Genomic DNA, 18,668 nt, shown 5'->3' with positions numbered 1-18,668 from the left:
AAAAACGGCTGACCTGTAAGAAGGTCAGCCGTTTTTTTTATGTGGTAAAGCTGTTAGTCGTTTTCTTTCATGCGGGCGGCAGGGTTCTGGCGCCATAATTTGGCCCGAACGGAGATCCACATGATCAGGTCTTCCTGATTAATGGTGCGCAGCATATTGTAACTGGGTGTATAGATCTGGGTAAACTGCAAAAGGGAGTCGCCTTTAAAACCGGTTACTGAGCTTACAAAGCTTTTGGAGTAGCGGTAATCAATAAACTGGTTCACCTCATTCTCATCGTACAACTTTTTGAACTTCCGGAGGTCTTTCTGGCTTCTGGAACCGCGGGTAAAGGGACTGAACACCACGCCGAACCCACCCTGAGTCCGCTTTTCCGTATTCACCAGTGTTTGTTCTTTTGCTTCGAGGAAAGGCCTGAACTCTTCGTACCGGGCCATGGAATCGAGCTGGTAAGCGTTGTATTTCCCGGAAATCTCTACCTGGGGCAGGAAGCGTTCGCGGGCTTTGAGGCGTACGTTGGATACCTGCGTGCCTGCCAGGTTAACGACCTTCACGCTGTCAGACACATATCCGATGAATGATATCAGGATTTCATCTCCCTGCCGGGCGGCGATGCGGTAGTAGCCTCCCTGGTCGGAGAAAACGCGGGCACCGGTTTTCTTATTCCGGATGGTGGCGGGGTATAAAACCAGCTTTCCGTCGGAACTGGTTACCTGTCCCCGAAGGGTCACAGGCGTTTCATTCTGTGCCATTGCAGGCAATGCTGCCACTCCCGCCAAACAGGTCAGAAGCATGGTTATCAAGTACAATCTGGTGGTTTTCATATCAATTCTAACATTTGCGTCCGGTAAATAGTTATGACACGAATGTAATATAAAAAAGCAATTCCCGAAGGAATCGCTTCCCCGGGAATTGCGGCAGTTTCGTTGGTTAAAGGGAGCGGATCAGTGATATGACCTCATCCCTCGTTATACCGAGTTTGATTTGAATCTGGCGGATGAGGCGGTCGTCTTTCCCCTGCTCATAGGAGAGATCCGTTTCCGTGAGGTCTGCAAACAGCTGTTTCAGCTTAGACTTGATCTCGCTCCACCGGTCCTTGATCATCAGGATGTCCATGGCATGACAATTTACATGTTAAACAATGAAGGGGTTATGCCATAAATCCAAAGTCTGTGCCAAACAGCAATTAGAGCCCGCTGATCTTCAACGCCGTCTGAAAAATGACACTTGTACCCGCTTCCACCGTTACCAGTCCCATTCCATTATTAAAGGCGTTAGGAGCTCCGGTCAGGTTCTCTACGGCGATGCTGTTCCGGTGCGGCGGGGTATACACCTGCAGCACGGGATAGCTTTTATCGGGATAGAACTCGATACGGATCTTCTTTTCCGGGTCCGTAAGCGTACACAAAGGTGCAGGCGCTTCAAAATCCAGCATAAAAGAGTTATCGAGGCTTACCCCGTTCATGCTTTTACCGGCATTAAACTCCGTAAACGGCAGCACCTTACCCGTAGGGATGAGCTTTTCATCGAACTCCACGATGGAGGTGCTGGTAAACTGCAGTTCCAGTTTATCTACCGGGGTACCGGTGGTAAAATACGGGTGCCAGCCATCCATCAGGGGGATGGGAGCATTATGCAGGTTAAAAACTGCCGTGGTAACCTGGAGGGTTTGCTCCGGCAGCAGGCGGTATTGTACTTCGCAACGGTAAGGGAACGGATATCCGGGATCATCACCATTATAGTGATGCTCGAGGGAGATTTCCGCAAAGCTGTCTGTTGCCTCTTCCTTTATGAGGGAAAAAGCCTGATCGAACAGCAGGCCGTGGATGGGTGATTTGCGGATGGTATAATCCTTCCCCTGCCAGTTGTACGTACCGTCTTTAATACGGCACGCAAACGGACTGAGCTTTACGCTCTTGAAGCTGCCCAGAACACCCGCCTGCAGGTCCGCCACGCTGGCGTAGCTGTCGATGAGGTTGAGGGAGCCGGTGCCGTGAGGCACGCTGAATGCGTGCAGCAGGGCGCCATAGTTGGGGATGATCTGTACTTCCGCCCCTGCATCGTCCTGCAGTGCGATAATGGAAAAGCCGTTCTCTTCTTTATGCGATATACTGAATGCCATGCTTCGATTTTGCCCTAAATATACTGATTGATGATGTTTTCCAGCCATTCCTGACGGCCGCTTGTTTGTTTTGGCTCACCATTAGCAATGGCAAAGGAGCGCAGATCTTCGAGGCTAAGCTTGCCGGTTTCGAATTCCTGCCCTTTACCAGCGTCGAAAGAAGCGTAGCGGTCTTTACGGAACTGGCGGTAAGGTGATTCGCGCAGCATACGGTCGGCCACAAAGGCGGCGCGTGCAAATGCATCCATACCACCGATGTGTGCATGGAAGATGTCTTCCAGATCAGTAGAGTTGCGGCGTGCCTTAGCGTCGAAGTTCACACCGCCGCCGGCAAAGCCGCCTGCTTCAAGGATCACCAGCATGGTTTCCACCAGCTCGTTGAGGTTCATGGGGAACTGGTCGGTATCCCATCCGTTCTGGTAATCGCCGCGGTTGGCATCGATGCTGCCCAGCATACCCGCATCTGCCGCTACCTGCAGCTCATGCTGGAAGGTATGGCCGGCGAGGGTGGCGTGGTTCACTTCGATGTTCAGCTTAAAGTCTTTATCAAGGCCATACTCACGGAGGAAACCGATCACTGTGGCACTGTCGTAATCGTATTGATGTTTGGTAGGCTCACAGGGTTTGGGTTCGATGAAGAAGGTACCCTTGAAGCCCTGTTTCCGTGCATAGTCGCGCGCCATGGTGAGGAAGCGGCCGAGGTGGTCCAGCTCACGTTTCATGTCGGTATTCAGCAGCGTCATATAACCCTCACGGCCGCCCCAGAATACGTAGTTTTCACCACCGAGAGCTATCGTGGCATCGAGGGCGTTCTTCACCTGTGTGCCTGCGTAGGCTACCACAGAAAAGTCGGGGTTCGTGGAAGCGCCGTTCATGTAACGCGGATTGCTGAACACATTAGCGGTACCCCAGAGCAGTTTCACGCCGCTGGCTTTTTGTTTTTCTTTTGCATAATCAACGATCGCCTGCATGTGCTTTTCATACTCAGCGATGCTGGAGCCTTCGTCGATAAGGTCGATATCGTGGAAGCAATAGTAAGGAACACCCAGTTTGGTGATGAACTCAAACGCTGCATCCATCTTATCTTTCGCCTGCTGGATGGGATCGCTGGCGGTAAGCCAGGGAAACGCTTTGGTACCAGGGCCGAATGGATCGCCGCCGGTGCCGCAGAAGGTATGCCAGTAGCTTACGGCAAACTTGAACAGCTCGCGGAGTGTTTTGCCATTGATGGTAGCATTCTCATCGTACCATTTGTACGCAAAAGGATTGTCGGATTTGGGGCCTTCGAATTTCACTGCCCCCACATTGGGAAAATACGTTTTGTTTCCTGTAATGATCTGCATGGAATATGAGTTTTATCGGTTCGATAATATTTGCTGAAGTTTGATCTTCCAATCGGCATAAGCCTCCTGGTAAGCGCTCTGTACACGGGCATCCGGTGCAATGGCTTCGAGTAAGTCCATCCCCCGGAAGGCTTCCTTAAAGGAAGAGAAAACCCCTGCCCCAACGCCTGCTCCTCTTGCCGCGCCCTGCGCTCCGTCGGTATTATATAATTCAATTTCAGCACCGGTTGTATTTGCGAATGCCTCGCGGAAAAGCGGACTGAGGAACATATTAGCCTTACCTGCGCGAACGCGTTTGAAGCTAAGTCCCATTTCGCGCATGATGTCCATCCCGTAAGCGAGAGCGAACACGATACCTTCCTGACCTGCACGGAGTAAGTGCCCCTGTGAATGTATCCCGAAATCGAGGCCCTGTACACTGGCGCCGGGGAGCCGGTTGGCCAGTATCCTTTCCGCCCCATTCCCAAACGGAAACACCCGCAGCCCTTCCGCACCGGGAGGTGCCTGTTCTGCCAACCCGTTCATCTTATCATACGGTATACCGCCCGATACCTGCCGCAGCCAGCTGTTGAGGATGCCCGTGCCATTGAGGCACATGAGCACGCCGTTACGCTTTTCTTCAGCTGTATTGTTCACATGGATAAAGGTGTTTACACGGCTCTCTGCATCATACGCCGGCTCACTGCCCACGGCATATACCACTCCGGAAGTGCCCGCAGTGGTAGCGGCTTCTCCGGGTTGCAGCACATTCAGTGAAAAGGCATTGTTAGGCTGGTCTCCGGCACGGTAAGTAACCGGTGTTCCTTCTTTCAACCCAAGCAATGCTGCAGCCTGTTTCGTAACACGCCCCTGCTCCCCGAATGTGGGCACTATGGGCGATAGCAGCGAGGGATCGATGCCATACAACTGCAACAGTTTATCCGACACCTTGCCCGCTGCAAAGTCCCAGAAGATGCCTTCTGAAAGGCCGGACAATGTAGTGGCCGGTACACCGGTGAGGCGCATGGCGATGAAATCGCCCGGCAGCATGATGTGCCGGATCTTCGCATACACCTCAGGTTCGTGTTGCTGAACCCACCGCAGCTTGGAGGCGGTAAAGTTACCGGGAGAATTGAGCAGGTGCGGCAGGGTGTAATCACTGCCCAATTGCTTCGCAGCTTCGTCTCCCGTTTGTACAGCGCGGGAATCGCACCAGATGATGGAAGGCCGCAGTACGGCGAGCTTTTCATCCACACACACCAGCCCGTGCATCTGGTAAGCAATACCGATGCCTTTAACGGCAGTGGCATCGAAGGGATGCTGTTGCTGCAGGCGGCTGGTGGCTTTCACTACTTCTTCCCACCACATTTCCGGGTCCTGTTCGGCAAAGCCGGGCTTGGGAACACGGATGCGCAGCTCTTCGTCGGAGCCGGTGGCAGTAGCAAGGCAGCGCCCGCTCGATGCATCGAGCAGCGCTGCCTTGATGGAAGAAGATCCAATATCGTAACCTAGTAAAAATGACATATTCGCAGACGTGGGAAAAAGATGCTATTGGTAAATACTACCAGAAAATTGTGTACAAAGCCGCCAGGATACCGCAGATGATGATCGCACCCACCGTAAAGCCGGGAGCGAGCTTGAACATAGAGGTATCGATATCGAGCGCTTTGGGATTGTTTTTGCTTTTTGGGTCCATCAGACTGATGATCACCATCACTGCCACGATGATCACAAACACCCAGCCCATACGGTTGATGAACGGCAGGTCGGGGAAGATGAACATGAGGGCTACCGACAGCGGGATGGCCAGTGCAGCGCCAGCCAGTGCAGCCGCGGCAGTGGTACGCTTCCAGAAGAAGCCCATGATGAAGATGGCGAATACACCCGGAGAAATGAAGCCGGTATACTCCTGGATAAACTGGAACGCCTGATCGAGGTTGCCCAGTGCGGGTGCTACGATAGCGGCAATGATGCAGGATACGATGATGGCAATACGGCCAACATTCACCTGCTCACCTTCAGAAGCTTCTTTCTTGAAGTGTTTCTTGTAAATATCCAGTGTAAAGATGGTGGCGATACTGTTGGCTTTACCAGCGAGGGAAGCCACGATGGCAGCGGTGAGTGCCGCGAATGACAAGCCTTTCAGGCCTGCAGGCAGCAGATTGAGGAGGATGGGATAAGCATGGTCGGGCTTCACCTGTGCCACACCATCTACCACCACCTGCATTTCCTGCTGGAACATACCGTTCTTCCACAGTACATAGGTTGCGATACCGGGCAGTACTACGATGATGGGCATGAGCAGTTTCAGGAAACCGGCAAAGAGCAGGCCGTTGCGTGCGGTCTTCAGATCGGCACCCAGCGCACGTTGTGTGATGTACTGGTTGCAACCCCAGTAGTTGAGGTTCACGATCCACATACCACCGATGAGTACTGCCAGACCCGGAAGGTCTTTATAGTTCGGATTGTCTTTTTCAAATATCATATGGAAATGCTCCGGCGCTTTTTGCCGTAGTAATCCTAACCCGTCCCACATACCATTCAGCGTATTTCCGCCATCGAGCACACCGCCGAAGTGGTTAGATACGAGGTTGAGTGCGAGGTAAGTAGTAGCGAGACCACCAAGGATGAGGAAGAACACCTGGATCACATCCGTAAAACCGATCACCTTCATACCACCCAGCGTAATGATGATGGCAAATACCGCCAGCCCGATCATACAGGCCGTAAAGCTGAAGCCGGAGATGGTGGATACCGCGAGGGCACCGAGGTACAGGATGGAAGTAAGATTCACGAACACATACAGCAACAGCCAGAACACTGCCATGATAGTGGCCACCGTTCCGTTATACCGCTGGCTTAGGAACTGCGGCATCGTGTAAATCTTGTTCTTGAGATAAACCGGCAGGAAGAAGACCGCAACTACCAGCAGCGTGGCAGCGGCCATCCATTCGTAAGTAGAAATGGCCAGGCCCATTTTAAAGCCGGAGCCGCTCATACCGATAAACTGCTCGGCAGAAATGTTAGAGGCAATAAGGGATGCGCCAATAGCCCACCAGGTCAGCGAGCCTTCGGCAAGGAAAAAGTCTTTCGTGTCGGCATGCGCCTTCTTCTTTCTTTGGTAAATGTAATAACCGTAACCGGCCACAATTACGAAGTAAATCGCAAATACGATGTAGTCGTACGGTAAAAGTTTGTGATTCATATTAGTATCAGTATAACGTGAAGTGGATTAGTTTGTCAAGATAGCAACAAATTTTTAATTGTTAATTCTACAGTTAAAAATATAAATAAAAAAAAGCCGGGCGGTTACCCGTCCGACTTAAATACTTCATTATCAATTAACTGGCTTTGGTAACCTTAAACGTCCAGGCGTATTCTCCGGGCGTTTCCTTTGCAGAAAGCTTCGGTACGGTAACGCGGATGCCTTTCGCGGTTTTGGTCCACTTCAGGCTGCCGGGGTGCCCCAGCAGCTGTACAGTGGTGCCTGCAGCCGGTGTTACGCCGTTGATGTCCAGTGTGCCAACAGGCATTACCGGAGCAATGGCGTACACCACATCGCCCTTACGGGTGAAGAAGAGCTCCTTGCGGGCATAACCCGGTGCGGGGTCTACGGTTTGCTTCAGCAGTACTTCTGCACTTACATAACCAGTATGCTTGGGCTGCTCGCGGTTGCCGGCCGTCCACTGTGCGGGTGTTTTCCAGGCACGGGTGTCGTAGATGGCTTCGCCGTTAATGTCGAGCCATTTGCCGATCTGCAGTAAACGTTCCTGCATAATGGGGGGAATCTTGCCATGCGCATCCGGCCCGATATCGAGCAGAAGGTTACCGCCACCGCTCACAATATCGAGCAGGAGGTAGATGAGCGACTGTGCGCTGTTGTAATCCTCGATATCTTCGTTACGGTTGTAACCGAAGGAGTATCCCATACCACGGCACTCTTCCCATGGCCTGGTGAATGTTTTACCTACTTCATATTCTGTAGTGAAATAACCACCGTGCTTCTGACGGATGCCTTTACCCCAGCGGTCGTTGATCACAACAGATTCTTTCACGGGCGATTCGTTGTACAGCCAGGTGAGGAAGTCGAGCGACTGCCAGGTGCTGTCTGTCTGATCCCACTCACCATCAGGCCAAACGATGTCGGGCTTGTAACGGTTCACGAGGTCTTTCAGCTGAGGGATCATGTGTGTGGTCACATATTCATTATACTTCCCGCTGGAGTACAGGGGGTTGTACCATTCGTAGAGGGAATAGTAGAAGCCCATTTTCACCGGTGTTTTCTTCACTGCAGCGGTAAGGTCGCCCAATACGTCGCGTTTGGAAGCGGCGTCCATCGCGTTCCAGGGACGCCCGAAGGCTTTGGTGGCTTCCTTGCTGGGCCAGAGGGCAAAGCCATCGTGGTGCTTGGAAGTGAGTACTACGTATTTGGCGCCTGATTTTTCAAACAGTTTGGCCCATGCCTCGGGGTCAAAGTCTTCTGCTTTGAAGAGGTCGGCAAACTGGTAATAGGAGAAATCCTTTCCGTATACCTTGTTGTGATGATCGAGAACGGCGGTAGTACCGTTCTGTCCGTTACCATAAGTTTTACCGGATTGCAGCCATTGCTGATACCATTCGGAATACACCCCTTTCGGTGCCCATGCGGGTACGGAATACACTCCCCAGTGAATGAAGATCCCGAATTTCGCATTCTCGAACCATGCGGGAACGGGCCTGCTGTCGATCGATTCCCACGTGGGCTTATACTGCGCCATAGCGGTGGCGGGCAGCAGCGCCCATACCAGGAGCTTCAGCCATTTTCTCATCATATACTTGCTTGTTTATTTGTCAGAGTAACTGCTCTACCGGAACCTGTACGGTTTTTCCTCTTTCAACCGATAGCGGTAATAAATGCTGTCCGTATTTAAGTACAATATTCCGTCCGGTGGTAGAGCGCAGCGTGATGGCGGTCAGCTTTCCTTCCGCCCACGTCAAATCCAGTTCAAAGCCCCCTCTTGCACAAAGCCCTGTCACACTTCCCGTTTTCCATTGTGCAGGTAAGGCGGGCAGCAGTTCCACATAAGCCCCGTGGCTCTGTAGCAGCGCTTCCGCGATACCGGCCGTTCCGCCGAAGTTACCATCGATCTGGAAGGGCGGGTGGGTATCGAACAGGTTGGGCAGGGTGCTTTTGGCCAGCAGGGCCTGCATGTTGTTATACACACTGTCTGCCTGCTTAAGACGGGCGTAGAAGTTGATGATCCATGCACGGCTCCATCCCGTATGCCCGCCGCCTTTAGCCAGCCTGCCCGTAAGGGTGCGCATGGCGCCTTCGAAAAGACTGGGCGATTGTTCCGTAATCTGTGTACCGGGGTGCAGGCCAAACAAATGAGAGATATGGCGGTGCCCCGGTTCCACTTCTGCATATTCATCGATCCATTCGAGAATACGGCCGTCTTTCCCCGTACGGGTAGGTGGTAACTGGCGGATAATATCTTCCCAGCGCACCACATCGGCAGAGTCGGTACGCAGTGCCTGTGCAGCGGCTACGCATTTGGAAAGGAACTCGCGGATGATCTGGTTATCCATGGTAGGCCCGTAAGTAAGACCAGTGGCCTTGCCGGTAACGGGGTGAACGAACTGGTTCTCGGGAGAGCTGGCGGGAGAGGTAACGAGGTAACCTTCCGGACTTTTTATCAGATAATCTTCCACAAACTCGGCATGTTCCTTCATGAGGGGATATGCTTTTTCGCGGAGGAATTTATAATCGAGTGTAAATGCGAAATGTTCCCAGAAGTGAAGGCACATCCAGCTGGCGCCCATAGGGAAGGTACCCCAGCCTACGCCGTTCTGCACACCGGTTTTACCAAACGCATCTGTGCAGTGATGCACCACCCAGCCACGGGCGTTGTACATCTTTTTAGCGGTGATGCGCCCTTCGGGGCGGAGGCGGTCCATAAAGTCGAACAGCGGGACTGTGGTGAGTGACAGGTTCGTCACTTCCGCAGGCCAGTAGTTCATCTGCAGGTTGATGTTGGTATGGAAGTCGGCATTCCAGGGCGCATCCATATGCTGGTTCCAGATGCCCTGCAGGTTGGCGGGCAATACACCCGGACCGCGGGAGCTGCTCAGCAGCAGGTAACGGCCATACTGGAAATACAATTCCATAAGGTCTACATCCGTACCACCCTTTTTCACAGCCATCAGCCTTTCATCTGTAGGCAGTTCGCTATTGGGGGAATTGCCCAGGTCAAGGCTAACGCGTTGCATGATGGGACTGAAATCCGCGATATGCTTTGCTTTGATGGCTGCGTATGATTTTGCCGCAGCAGCTGTCAGCAGGCGGCGTGCTTTGGTCATAGCTACTGCCGGTCCGGGATCGAGGTCCTGCTTCACGGCATTATAGCTGGTAGCGCCCTGAATATAGAGCGTTACCGCACCGGCGCCTTTCACATGTATGGTACCGCTTTTTGCAGCAACAGTACCACCTGAAGGCACAACCTGTACGATGCCCGCAAAACGCATATGTGCACCTTCGGGGCCTTTATTCTCTTTATCGTTTTTATCGATGATTTGTCCGTCGAGTACAAGCTGCCGGCCAACGGCGGTTACCTTCGCGTCCCTTACCTGCATGGATGTATCGCGGGGATCTGGCCGGGTCAGGGAAAGCACGGCATTGATAGCGCCCGGTTTGGAAGCGCTGATATGTACAACAATAATATTGTCGGGATTGGAAGCGATCACTTCCTGTTTGTATGTTACACCGTTGGCGCTGAATGTGGTAAGTGCTACGCCGGAAACGAGTTCCAGGCTGCGGCGGTACTGCTCTGTTTCTCCGAAACCATAGTCGATGTTCACGTTCATCAACGTTTGGTTGGAACGGAAGCTGCGGGCAGGGCGGGCGGGATTACCGCCATCGGTAGCGAGGAAATGTTTGTCGGCAATAGCGAAAGCTTCCGCGTTTTTGTTTTCGAAGATAAGACGGCGGATGGTGTCGAGGTATTTACCGGCATCGGCGTTGGCATCATTGAATTTAACGCCTGCCCATACGCTTTCCTCATTCACCTGGAGGATTTCCTTACCGGTACGGCCGTAAACCATGGCGCCGAGGCGGCCATTGCCTACGGGCAGCGCTTCCTCCCATCTGTTGGCTGGTTTGGAATACCAGAGTGTGAGAGGTGACTGTTGCGCCAGGGCCGAATTCCCCAGCACCATCATGAGTACAAGGATCTTTTTCATAACCGTAAACGTTGCTTGAACAATATACTGCATGCCCCCTTTGCATACAAGCGGGGGCGAAATAAACACCATTATTGGCGATAATCTTATGCCGGAATCATTGCTGCCAGCATGCGACCGGCTTCGGAACCGATGGCGATGCCCATCCCTCCCATTCTCACTGCAAGGAATATACGTGCTGAATGTGCTTTAATAATTGGCTCTTTCGTACTGCCAAATGCCATAATGCCCGACCAGCGGTGCTCAATGGCCACTTCGCGCCCCGGCAATATAATAGTCCGGAGCTTTTCTTCAAGGTCGGCCTGTATCACCGCATTGAGTTCCAGTTCGGTAGTGGCTTCCCCTAACAGATCGAGGTTGCGCCCGCCGCCGAAAAGCACGCGGCCCTGCAGTTCACGGAAATAATAATATCCTTTATCGAAATGATATACGCCTTTAAAAGGGAGGTCTTTCACAGGTTCGGTCACCAGTACCTGCCCGCGCCCGGGGGCAATATCCAGGTTAGGGATGAGCGCCGGGGTGAAGGCGTTCGTACATACTGCCAGGTAAGGTGTTGTAAAAGAAAGTCCGCCGGCTACCCTGACGGTTACGGCGGTGGGGGATTCATCAATCCCAAGTACTTCGCATCCGGTTTTGATCTCTATGCCACGCTCGAGGGTGAGGTCGATAAGGGTGCGCATCATCATACCGGTATTTAATTCCCCTTCGAAGTTGTTCTCAACCAGATGCCTTGCAACGATGCCTGTTTTGGGAAGTTTGTCGTCGGCCATGGTAAATGCCGGTCCGGGGAGGATGTGGCTGAGGAGGCTGTTCACTTCATCGAGCCGGTCCAGTGCCGGGATCTCTGCTTCGGATATCAGCTCGTAGCTGCCCCGCTCGCGGTAATGCATCCGGTCGTCTCCGATACGGGCACGCAGTAATTGGAGGCCTTTACGGCGCAATTGGACGAGTTTCACCACATCATCGGAATGCATATATGCCAGATCGTCCAGGATCTCTGTAAGGCTCCCGATACAGGCAAAACCGGCATTGCGGGTGCTGGCCCCTACAGGCAGAAGTCCGCGTTCGAGTACAGCGATCCTTTTTTTAGGGTATTTCTCCTTCAGGCTGATAGCAGTGGACAGGCCCACGATGCCGCTGCCGATTACGATGCAGTCGTATGCGAGTAAACTTTGCTTTTCCCAAAAACTGAGCATATTGCGAATGTATGAATACTCCGTTAATAAGACAATGCTGGTTAAAGGGGGATATTGTGCCATCATTTCTAACTTAAACAGCATTAATTCTCCAATGATCCTTCAGTGATCCTTCAGTCAAACACCCTCAAACCTGTACCACCACTGAACACCACTGAAGGATCACTGAAGGATGGCAGTAGGATGTCAGCAGGGAAAAACTATATCTAATTGAATTACAAATGTTTATATAAAAACATAAAAAAGCCCCGATCAATCGACCGGGGACTTAACACTACTACTATAGGTTGAACCAATACTAAACGAGGTAGCCGAACAGATTGTCGTCTTTATTCAGTTCGGTATAATGCACATTGTATTTTTCCATGTTGGCCAGCAGCTTGTCATAATCTTCCCGGAACTTCAGCTCCACCCCTACCAGGGCCGGGCCGGTTTCCTTGTTATGCTTCTGGATAAACTCAAACCGGGTGATATCATCATCTGGCCCGAGTACATGGTTCACGAATTCCTTCAGGGCGCCGGGACGCTGGGCGAAGCGCACGATAAAGTAATGCTTGAGGCCTTCATAGAGCAGGGAGCGCTCTTTGATTTCCTGCATGCGGTCGATGTCATTGTTGCTGCCGCTTACTACACACACTACCTTCTTCCCTTTGATTTCTTCCCGGAAATCATCGAGTGCCGCTATGGAGAGGGCGCCAGCGGGTTCTACCACTATTGCGTCTTCGTTATACAGGCGGAGGATGGTGGAGCAGATGCGCCCTTCGGGCACGAGGCTCATTTTATCGAGCACATCGCGGCAGATACTGAAGGTGAGATCGCCCACTCTTTTAACGGCTGCACCGTCCACAAAGCGGTCTATTTCCGGAAGCGTAACCGGACCGCCGTTTTCCAGTGCTTTCAGCATGGAAGGGGCGCCTTCCGGCTCTACGCCTATGATCTTTGTCTGCGGACTGAAGGTGCGGAAATAAGCGCCTACGCCGGAAGCGAGGCCGCCACCGCCGATGGGCATGAACAGGAAGTCGATATCCTGCTGCTCTTCGAGGATTTCGAGACCAACGGTACCCTGCCCTTCGATGATCTTCAGATCGTCGAACGGGGGGATGAAAGTCATTTTATGATCGCGGGTGAAAGCCTGGGCTTCGGCGGAGCAATCATCGAAGGTATCGCCCACGAGGCGGATCTCGATGCTGTCGCCCCCATGCATTTTCACCTGGTTTACTTTCTGCTTTGGAGTGATGATGGGCATGAACACAACGCCTTTTACATTCAGGCGGCGGCACGACCATGCAAAGCCCTGTGCGTGGTTGCCCGCGCTGGCGCACGTAACGCCGTTGGCGAGGCTTTCCGGAGGGAGGGTACACATCATGTTGTAAGCTCCGCGGAGCTTATAGGAGCGTACCACCTGCATATCTTCTCTTTTGAGATACACATCGGCCTGATATCTTCTGCTAAGGTTGGTATTGTATGTGAGGGGCGTGCGGGTAACTACGCCTTTCAGCCTTGCGGCGGCTGCTAAAACCTGCTGCGTATCGATTGTATGGAGAACTTGAGACATTATGATGGTTGGTTAAAATAAAAAAGAAAAGTACCGGGTGGAAAGGAACCTGCTTCAAATCAAGCAAACGCCGCCGCAGCCGGCTCCTTTCATTTTCCTGGTACTTTTCATATTCTATTTTTTGTGGCTTTATTATTTGCCGGGGCGGAGCTGACGCACTGCTGCGCCTGCCTGCCACATTTCGCTGTTGCGAAGCTCTTCCAGCTCAGCATTCAGCTTCTCGCGGTAGTCGGCCTGACCGTTAGAATCGATAGAGCGCTGTGCTTCTTTACCTGCAGCTACGGAAGCATACAGTTCGTCGAATACAGGCTGGGTAGCGTCACGGAATTTCTTCCACCAGTCCAGCGCACCGCGTTGAGCAGTAGTGGAGCAGTTGGCGTACATCCAGTCCATACCGTTCTCAGCAACGAGGGGCATGAGAGACTGAGTGAGTTCTTCCACGGTTTCGTTGAAGGCTTCAGACGGAGAGTGACCGTTGTTACGCAGGGTTTGGTACTGCGCAGCAAAGATACCCTGGATACAACCCATGAGGGTACCACGTTCGCCGGTGAGGTCGGAGAATACTTCTTTCTTGAAGTCGGTCTCGAACAGGTAGCCGGAACCAACGCCGATACCGAGGGCGATAACGCGGTCACGAGCGTGGCCGGTAGCGTCCTGGAAGATGGCGAAGGAAGAGTTCAGGCCCTGACCTGCGAGGAACAGGCGGCGGAGAGATGTACCGGAACCTTTAGGGGCAACCAGGATAACGTCTACATCAGCCGGAGGAATGATATTGGTCTGCTCTTTATAAGTGATACCGAAGCCATGAGAGAAATACAGGGCTTTACCTTTGGTGAGGAACGGCTTCAGGGTCGGCCACAGTTGAATCTGACCGGCGTCGCTGAGCAGGTACTGGATGATGGTGCCTTTCTGAGCAGCTTCTTCGATTTCGAAGAGTGTTTCGCCGGGTACCCATCCGTCAGCAACGGCTTTGTCCCAGGTTTTGGAATTCTTGCGCTGACCGATGATCACGTTGAAACCATTGTCTTTCAGGTTAAGCGCCTGGCCGGGGCCCTGTACGCCGTATCCGATGATAGCGATAGTTTCATTCTTCAGCACTTCTCTTGCCTTTTCCATGGGGAATTCTTCTCTGGTTACTACGTCTTCCAGAACCCCGCCAAAATTGATGGTTGCCATGTTGTGATAGTGTTGTTTAAAAAGTTTTAATGTTTGTGTTACTGATAAATTAATCTTTCAGGTTGTCTGCTTCCAACAGGCTCAGATCCTTGAGATGTTCGTGGAAGCGGCGGCTCCATTTAACGATGGCCACCCTTCCGCTTTTAGTATATTCGATCAGGCCGTACGGCTCCAGTTTCTGAAGCATGCCGATCAGTTCCTGCTGGTGCCCGGTTTTCTCCAGTACGAAGTAATCGGGGGTGATGGTGAGGATGCGTGCATTGTTGTCGCGTATGATCTTCTCGATATCGCCGTTGTGAAGGCTTTTCGTAGATACTTTATACAGCGCCAGCTCCTGGTATACCACTTCGTCTTCGTCATGTACGAAAGCGCGGTGGATCTCGATGAGCCTTTCTATCTGCCCTACCACTTTCTCCAGCAATTCCCGGTTGCTCATTACGGTGATAACGAACTTATAGATGCCAGGCACCTCCGTTTCGGCGGTGGTAAGGCTGGTGATATTGATGCCACGGCGCGTGAAGATCACGGTGATGCGGTTGGTGATCCCGCACCGGTCTTCTGTGTATACCGTAACTGTATATTCTTTTTGCATTGTTGGTCCTGTTAATGGTTAATGAACTACTCGAGGCGGATGGATGTGAGCGGTGCGCCTGCGGGCACCATTGGGAATACGTTATCTTCCTGTTCCACCACTACTTCCAGCAGGTAAGCGCCGGGAGTGTCGAGCATTTCTTTTACGGCACCGGCTATTTCGCTGCGCTCAGTAACTTTCCGGCCCGGAACGAAGAACCCTTTCGCGATCTGCACGAAGTCGGGGTTGATCATTTCGGTGGAAGAATAGCGCTTGTCGAAGAACAGCTGCTGCCACTGCCGAACCATTCCAAGGAAGTTGTTATTCAGGATTACGATTTTAACGCCGATCTGCGTCTGGTAAATGGTTCCCAGTTCCTGCAGCGTCATCTGGAAGCAACCGTCTCCAATCACCGCCACCACTGTTTTATCCGGCGCACCTACTTTGGCGCCCATGGCAGCCGGGAGGCTGAAGCCCATAGTGCCCATACCACCGCTGGTGATGTTGGTGTTGGGATTCTTGAAGCGGTAATACCGGCTGGCGATCATCTGGTGCTGCCCTACGTCGGTTACGAGGATGGCTTCGCCATTGGTTTGTTCGGAGATGAGGCGTACCACTTCTGCCATTTTAAGCTGGCCTTCAGTAGGGTACAGTTCCTTTCTCGTTACTTTCTCTTCTTCCATACGGTCTGCCGCACGGAAGGTTTCCAGCCATTCTGCGTGATCCGCCTTATTGATGAGAGGGAGCAGTGCGGTAAGGGCATCTTTCGCATCGGCATGTACCGCTACGTCGGCATTGATGATCTTGTTGATCTCAGCTTTATCGATCTCGATGTGGATGATCTGCGCCTGGCGGGCGTAGCTGTTTACTTCGCCGGTCACACGGTCGTCGAACCGCATGCCTATGGCGATGATCACATCTGCTTCGTTGGTGTTGATGTTAGGACCGTAGTTACCGTGCATACCCAGCATACCCACATAATTGGGATGCGATGTAGACATGGCGGAGAGCCCCAGCAGTGTGGATGCTACAGGTATCTGTGCTTTATCAGACAGTTCTACCAGCAGTTTTTCCGCACCGGAGATGAGGATGCCGTGGCCGGCGAGGATGTAAGGCTTTTTAGCGTTGTTGATCACATCAGCAGCTTTCTGCACAGCCTCCATGTCGAGCACGGGAACGGGTTTGTAGCTACGGATATAATCGCAGGCTTTATACTGGAAATCGAGCTTACCCACCTGCGCGTTCTTGGTAATATCTACCAGTACCGGACCGGGGCGGCCGCTTTTCGCTACATAGAAAGCTTTGGCGATAGCGCCCGGGATATCTTCCGGACGGGTAACCTGGATATTCCATTTAGTGATGGGCGTGGTAATGCCGATCACGTCGGTTTCCTGGAAAGCGTCGGTACCGAGGAGCACAGCAGCAACCTGGCCGGTGATGCATACCATGGGGGTTGAGTCCATGTAAGCATCTGCGAGGCCTGTTACGAGGTTGGTTGCGCCGGGGCCGGAAGTGGCGAACACTACGCCGGTTTTGCCACCGGCACGGGTATAACCCTGAGCGGCATGCGTGGCGCCCTGTTCGTGACGTACCAGTATATGATGTACTTTATTCTGAAAATCATAGAGGGCATCATAGATGGGCATAATAGCACCACCGGGGTAACCAAAAATGGTGTCCACGTCTTCGGCAATCAGTGACCGTATAACGGCTTCCGCACCGGTGATGATCTCGGGCGTGGCGGCTTCCCGCTTATCAGAGTCTTCACTCTTCATCGGTAACACATCCTTCTGTTGCATTTTTAACTTGTTTAGCGTATTTAAATAAGATTCCTTTCGTTGCTTTGAGGGCAGGCTGTTTCCATGCCGCCTTCCGTTTTGCCAGCTCTTCGTCCGACACATGTACTTTGATCACGTTATTCACCGCATCGATCTCGATGATGTCATCGTCGTTCACCAGCGCGATGGTGCCGCCGTCGTAGGCTTCAGGACAGATGTGCCCAACCACGAACCCGTGGGTACCGCCGGAGAAACGGCCGTCGGTGATGAGCGCAACGCTCTTGCCCAGACCAACGCCCATGATCGCGCTGGTAGGCTTAAGCATTTCCGGCATGCCGGGTCCGCCTTTGGGGCCTACGTAGCGGATAACGACGACATCGCCTGCTTTTACGCGGCCATTCTGTATCCCTGCGATCAATTCAAATTCACCATCAAAAACACGGGCCGGACCGGTGAAGGCTTCCCCTTCTTTACCGGTGATCTTAGCCACGGAACCCAGTTCGGCGAGGTTGCCGTACAGGATCTGGATGTGGCCGTTGGCTTTCAGCGGCTTTTCGAGCGGCACGATGATGGGTTGCTGCTCAAATTCGATATCGGGTACCGAAGCCAGGTTCTCCGCGATGGTTTTACCGGTAACGGTCAAACAATCACCGTGGAGCATTCCTTTTTTCAGGAGGTATTTCATTACCAGGGGCACGCCGCCGATCTCGTGGAGGTCCTGCATCATGAAGCGGCCGCTGGGCTTGAGGTCAGCGATGAGCGGAGTTTTGTCGCTCAGGCGCTGGAAATCGTCCATGGTGAGGTTCACGCCTACCGATCTTGCGATGGCGATGAGGTGGAGCACCGCATTGGTGCTGCCGCCGAGGGCCATGATAACTACGATAGCGTTTTCGAACGCTTCGAAGGTCATGATATCGCGCGGTTTAATATCTTTCTCCAGCAGCAGGCGGATGGCTTTACCCGCAGCGAGGCATTCTTCTTCTTTTTCCTTGCTGATGGCAGGGTTGCTGGAGCTGTAAGGGAGGCTCATACCCATGGCTTCGATGGCGGAGCTCATGGTGTTGGCCGTATACATACCGCCACAGGCGCCGGCGCCGGGGCAGCTATGTTGAATGATTTCTTTGAAATCGGAATCGTCGAGGTTGCCGGCCATTTTCTGTCCGAGGGCTTCAAAGGCGGAAATGATGTTGAGGTCCTGTCCTTTCCATTTACCGGGGGCAATGGAGCCACCGTATACCATGATGGCAGGGCGGTTAAGGCGCCCCATGGCGATCAGGGAGCCGGGCATGTTCTTATCGCAGCCGGGCACGGTGATGAGGCCGTCATAATATTGAGCGCCGCAAACAGTTTCAATGGAGTCAGCAATCAGATCACGGCTTACGAGGGAATAGCGCATACCATCGGTACCGTTGCTAATGCCGTCGGATACGCCAATGGTGTGGAACATAAGGCCTACGAGATCGTTAGCCCAAACGCCTTCTTTTACTTTTTTCGCCAGATCGTTCAGGTGCATGTTACAGGTGTTGCCATCGTAGCCCATGCTAACAATGCCCACTTGTGCTTTCTTCAGGTCACCTTCCGTCAGTCCAATACCGTACAGCATGGCCTGGGCGGCCGGCTGCGTCTGGTCTTGCGTAATCGTTTTGCTGTATTTGTTTAACTCCATGATCTATCGGTTAAATACCGTTGTCGGCTGTCTGAAATATTAAATTATCGTTGAAATTATATCC

14 protein-coding genes are annotated in these 18,668 nt (G+C 52.6%); all 14 read right to left on the bottom strand.

The features are described from left to right. Window positions 1-53: 53 nt before the first annotated feature. Window positions 54-794 carry a carboxypeptidase-like regulatory domain-containing protein gene (locus DEV76_RS13795; RefSeq protein ID WP_157962885.1) on the bottom strand — a complete coding sequence of 247 codons (741 nt, stop codon included), beginning with the start codon at window positions 792-794 and terminating at the stop codon, window positions 54-56. 136 nt (window positions 795-930) lie between these two features. Next, window positions 931-1,116, bottom strand: a complete 186-nt coding sequence (locus DEV76_RS13790; RefSeq protein WP_109698496.1) for a CsbD family protein — start codon at window positions 1,114-1,116, stop codon at window positions 931-933. Window positions 1,117-1,186: 70 nt separating this feature from the next. After that, on the bottom strand, window positions 1,187-2,122 hold the full coding sequence (locus tag DEV76_RS13785; protein WP_157962884.1) for an aldose 1-epimerase: 936 nt from the start codon (window positions 2,120-2,122) through the stop codon (window positions 1,187-1,189). Between the two features lie 14 nt (window positions 2,123-2,136). Beyond that, window positions 2,137-3,465, bottom strand: a complete 1,329-nt coding sequence (gene xylA, locus DEV76_RS13780; protein WP_109698494.1) for a xylose isomerase — start codon at window positions 3,463-3,465, stop codon at window positions 2,137-2,139. Between the two features lie 12 nt (window positions 3,466-3,477). Continuing rightward, entirely contained in the window at window positions 3,478-4,968 is a 1,491-nt protein-coding gene (locus tag DEV76_RS13775; protein ID WP_109698493.1) for a xylulokinase, read from the bottom strand. Window positions 4,969-5,005: 37 nt separating this feature from the next. After that, complete coding sequence (locus DEV76_RS13770) at window positions 5,006-6,649, bottom strand: sodium/sugar symporter (protein WP_109698492.1); 1,644 nt, start codon at window positions 6,647-6,649, stop codon at window positions 5,006-5,008. 136 nt (window positions 6,650-6,785) lie between these two features. Next, entirely contained in the window at window positions 6,786-8,255 is a 1,470-nt protein-coding gene (locus DEV76_RS13765) for an alpha-L-fucosidase (RefSeq protein ID WP_109698491.1), read from the bottom strand. 19 nt (window positions 8,256-8,274) lie between these two features. After that, window positions 8,275-10,662, bottom strand: coding sequence for a glycoside hydrolase family 95 protein (locus tag DEV76_RS13760; protein ID WP_157962883.1), 2,388 nt, complete (start codon window positions 10,660-10,662; stop codon window positions 8,275-8,277). 86 nt (window positions 10,663-10,748) lie between these two features. Beyond that, window positions 10,749-11,858 (bottom strand): NAD(P)/FAD-dependent oxidoreductase, encoded by a 1,110-nt coding sequence (locus DEV76_RS13755; protein ID WP_109698489.1) that lies wholly within the window; start codon window positions 11,856-11,858, stop codon window positions 10,749-10,751. Between the two features lie 298 nt (window positions 11,859-12,156). Continuing rightward, complete coding sequence (gene ilvA, locus DEV76_RS13750) at window positions 12,157-13,413, bottom strand: threonine ammonia-lyase IlvA (protein WP_109698488.1); 1,257 nt, start codon at window positions 13,411-13,413, stop codon at window positions 12,157-12,159. A 132-nt stretch (window positions 13,414-13,545) separates the two neighbouring features. Next, complete coding sequence (ilvC, locus tag DEV76_RS13745; RefSeq protein WP_109698487.1) at window positions 13,546-14,589, bottom strand: ketol-acid reductoisomerase; 1,044 nt, start codon at window positions 14,587-14,589, stop codon at window positions 13,546-13,548. A 49-nt stretch (window positions 14,590-14,638) separates the two neighbouring features. Further along, the gene (gene ilvN, locus DEV76_RS13740; protein WP_109698486.1) at window positions 14,639-15,181 is read right to left on the bottom strand and encodes an acetolactate synthase small subunit; all 543 of its coding nucleotides are present in this window, start codon (window positions 15,179-15,181) and stop codon (window positions 14,639-14,641) included. Window positions 15,182-15,207: 26 nt separating this feature from the next. Beyond that, window positions 15,208-16,959, bottom strand: a complete 1,752-nt coding sequence (ilvB, locus tag DEV76_RS13735; RefSeq protein ID WP_232826946.1) for a biosynthetic-type acetolactate synthase large subunit — start codon at window positions 16,957-16,959, stop codon at window positions 15,208-15,210. Next, window positions 16,925-18,604: a dihydroxy-acid dehydratase gene (gene ilvD / locus DEV76_RS13730; protein WP_109698484.1), complete on the bottom strand. Its 1,680-nt coding sequence runs from the start codon at window positions 18,602-18,604 to the stop codon at window positions 16,925-16,927. Before ilvD ends, ilvB begins: the two co-directional genes overlap by 35 nt. Window positions 18,605-18,668 lie beyond the last annotated feature (64 nt).

The organism is Chitinophaga deserti (assembly GCF_003149455.1).
GTDB lineage: Bacteria > Bacteroidota > Bacteroidia > Chitinophagales > Chitinophagaceae > Chitinophaga > Chitinophaga deserti.
The sequence above is the reverse complement of the archived record's forward strand: the minus strand, read 5'-3'. Positions and strand labels throughout refer to the sequence as shown.

Bases quoted from the DNA above. Each gene is read 5' to 3' on its own strand.
- DEV76_RS13795 (WP_157962885.1), bottom strand. From the start codon at position 794: ATGCTTCTGACCTGTTTGGCGGGAGTGGCAGCATTGCCTGCAATGGCA.
- DEV76_RS13790 (WP_109698496.1), bottom strand. From the start codon at position 1,116: ATGGACATCCTGATGATCAAGGACCGGTGGAGCGAGATCAAGTCTAAG.
- DEV76_RS13785 (WP_157962884.1), bottom strand. From the start codon at position 2,122: ATGGCATTCAGTATATCGCATAAAGAAGAGAACGGCTTTTCCATTATC.
- xylA (WP_109698494.1), bottom strand. From the start codon at position 3,465: ATGCAGATCATTACAGGAAACAAAACGTATTTTCCCAATGTGGGGGCA.
- DEV76_RS13775 (WP_109698493.1), bottom strand. From the start codon at position 4,968: ATGTCATTTTTACTAGGTTACGATATTGGATCTTCTTCCATCAAGGCA.
- DEV76_RS13770 (WP_109698492.1), bottom strand. From the start codon at position 6,649: ATGAATCACAAACTTTTACCGTACGACTACATCGTATTTGCGATTTAC.
- DEV76_RS13765 (WP_109698491.1), bottom strand. From the start codon at position 8,255: ATGATGAGAAAATGGCTGAAGCTCCTGGTATGGGCGCTGCTGCCCGCC.
- DEV76_RS13760 (WP_157962883.1), bottom strand. From the start codon at position 10,662: ATGAAAAAGATCCTTGTACTCATGATGGTGCTGGGGAATTCGGCCCTG.
- DEV76_RS13755 (WP_109698489.1), bottom strand. From the start codon at position 11,858: ATGCTCAGTTTTTGGGAAAAGCAAAGTTTACTCGCATACGACTGCATC.
- ilvA (WP_109698488.1), bottom strand. From the start codon at position 13,413: ATGTCTCAAGTTCTCCATACAATCGATACGCAGCAGGTTTTAGCAGCC.
- ilvC (WP_109698487.1), bottom strand. From the start codon at position 14,589: ATGGCAACCATCAATTTTGGCGGGGTTCTGGAAGACGTAGTAACCAGA.
- ilvN (WP_109698486.1), bottom strand. From the start codon at position 15,181: ATGCAAAAAGAATATACAGTTACGGTATACACAGAAGACCGGTGCGGG.
- ilvB (WP_232826946.1), bottom strand. From the start codon at position 16,959: ATGCAACAGAAGGATGTGTTACCGATGAAGAGTGAAGACTCTGATAAG.
- ilvD (WP_109698484.1), bottom strand. From the start codon at position 18,604: ATGGAGTTAAACAAATACAGCAAAACGATTACGCAAGACCAGACGCAG.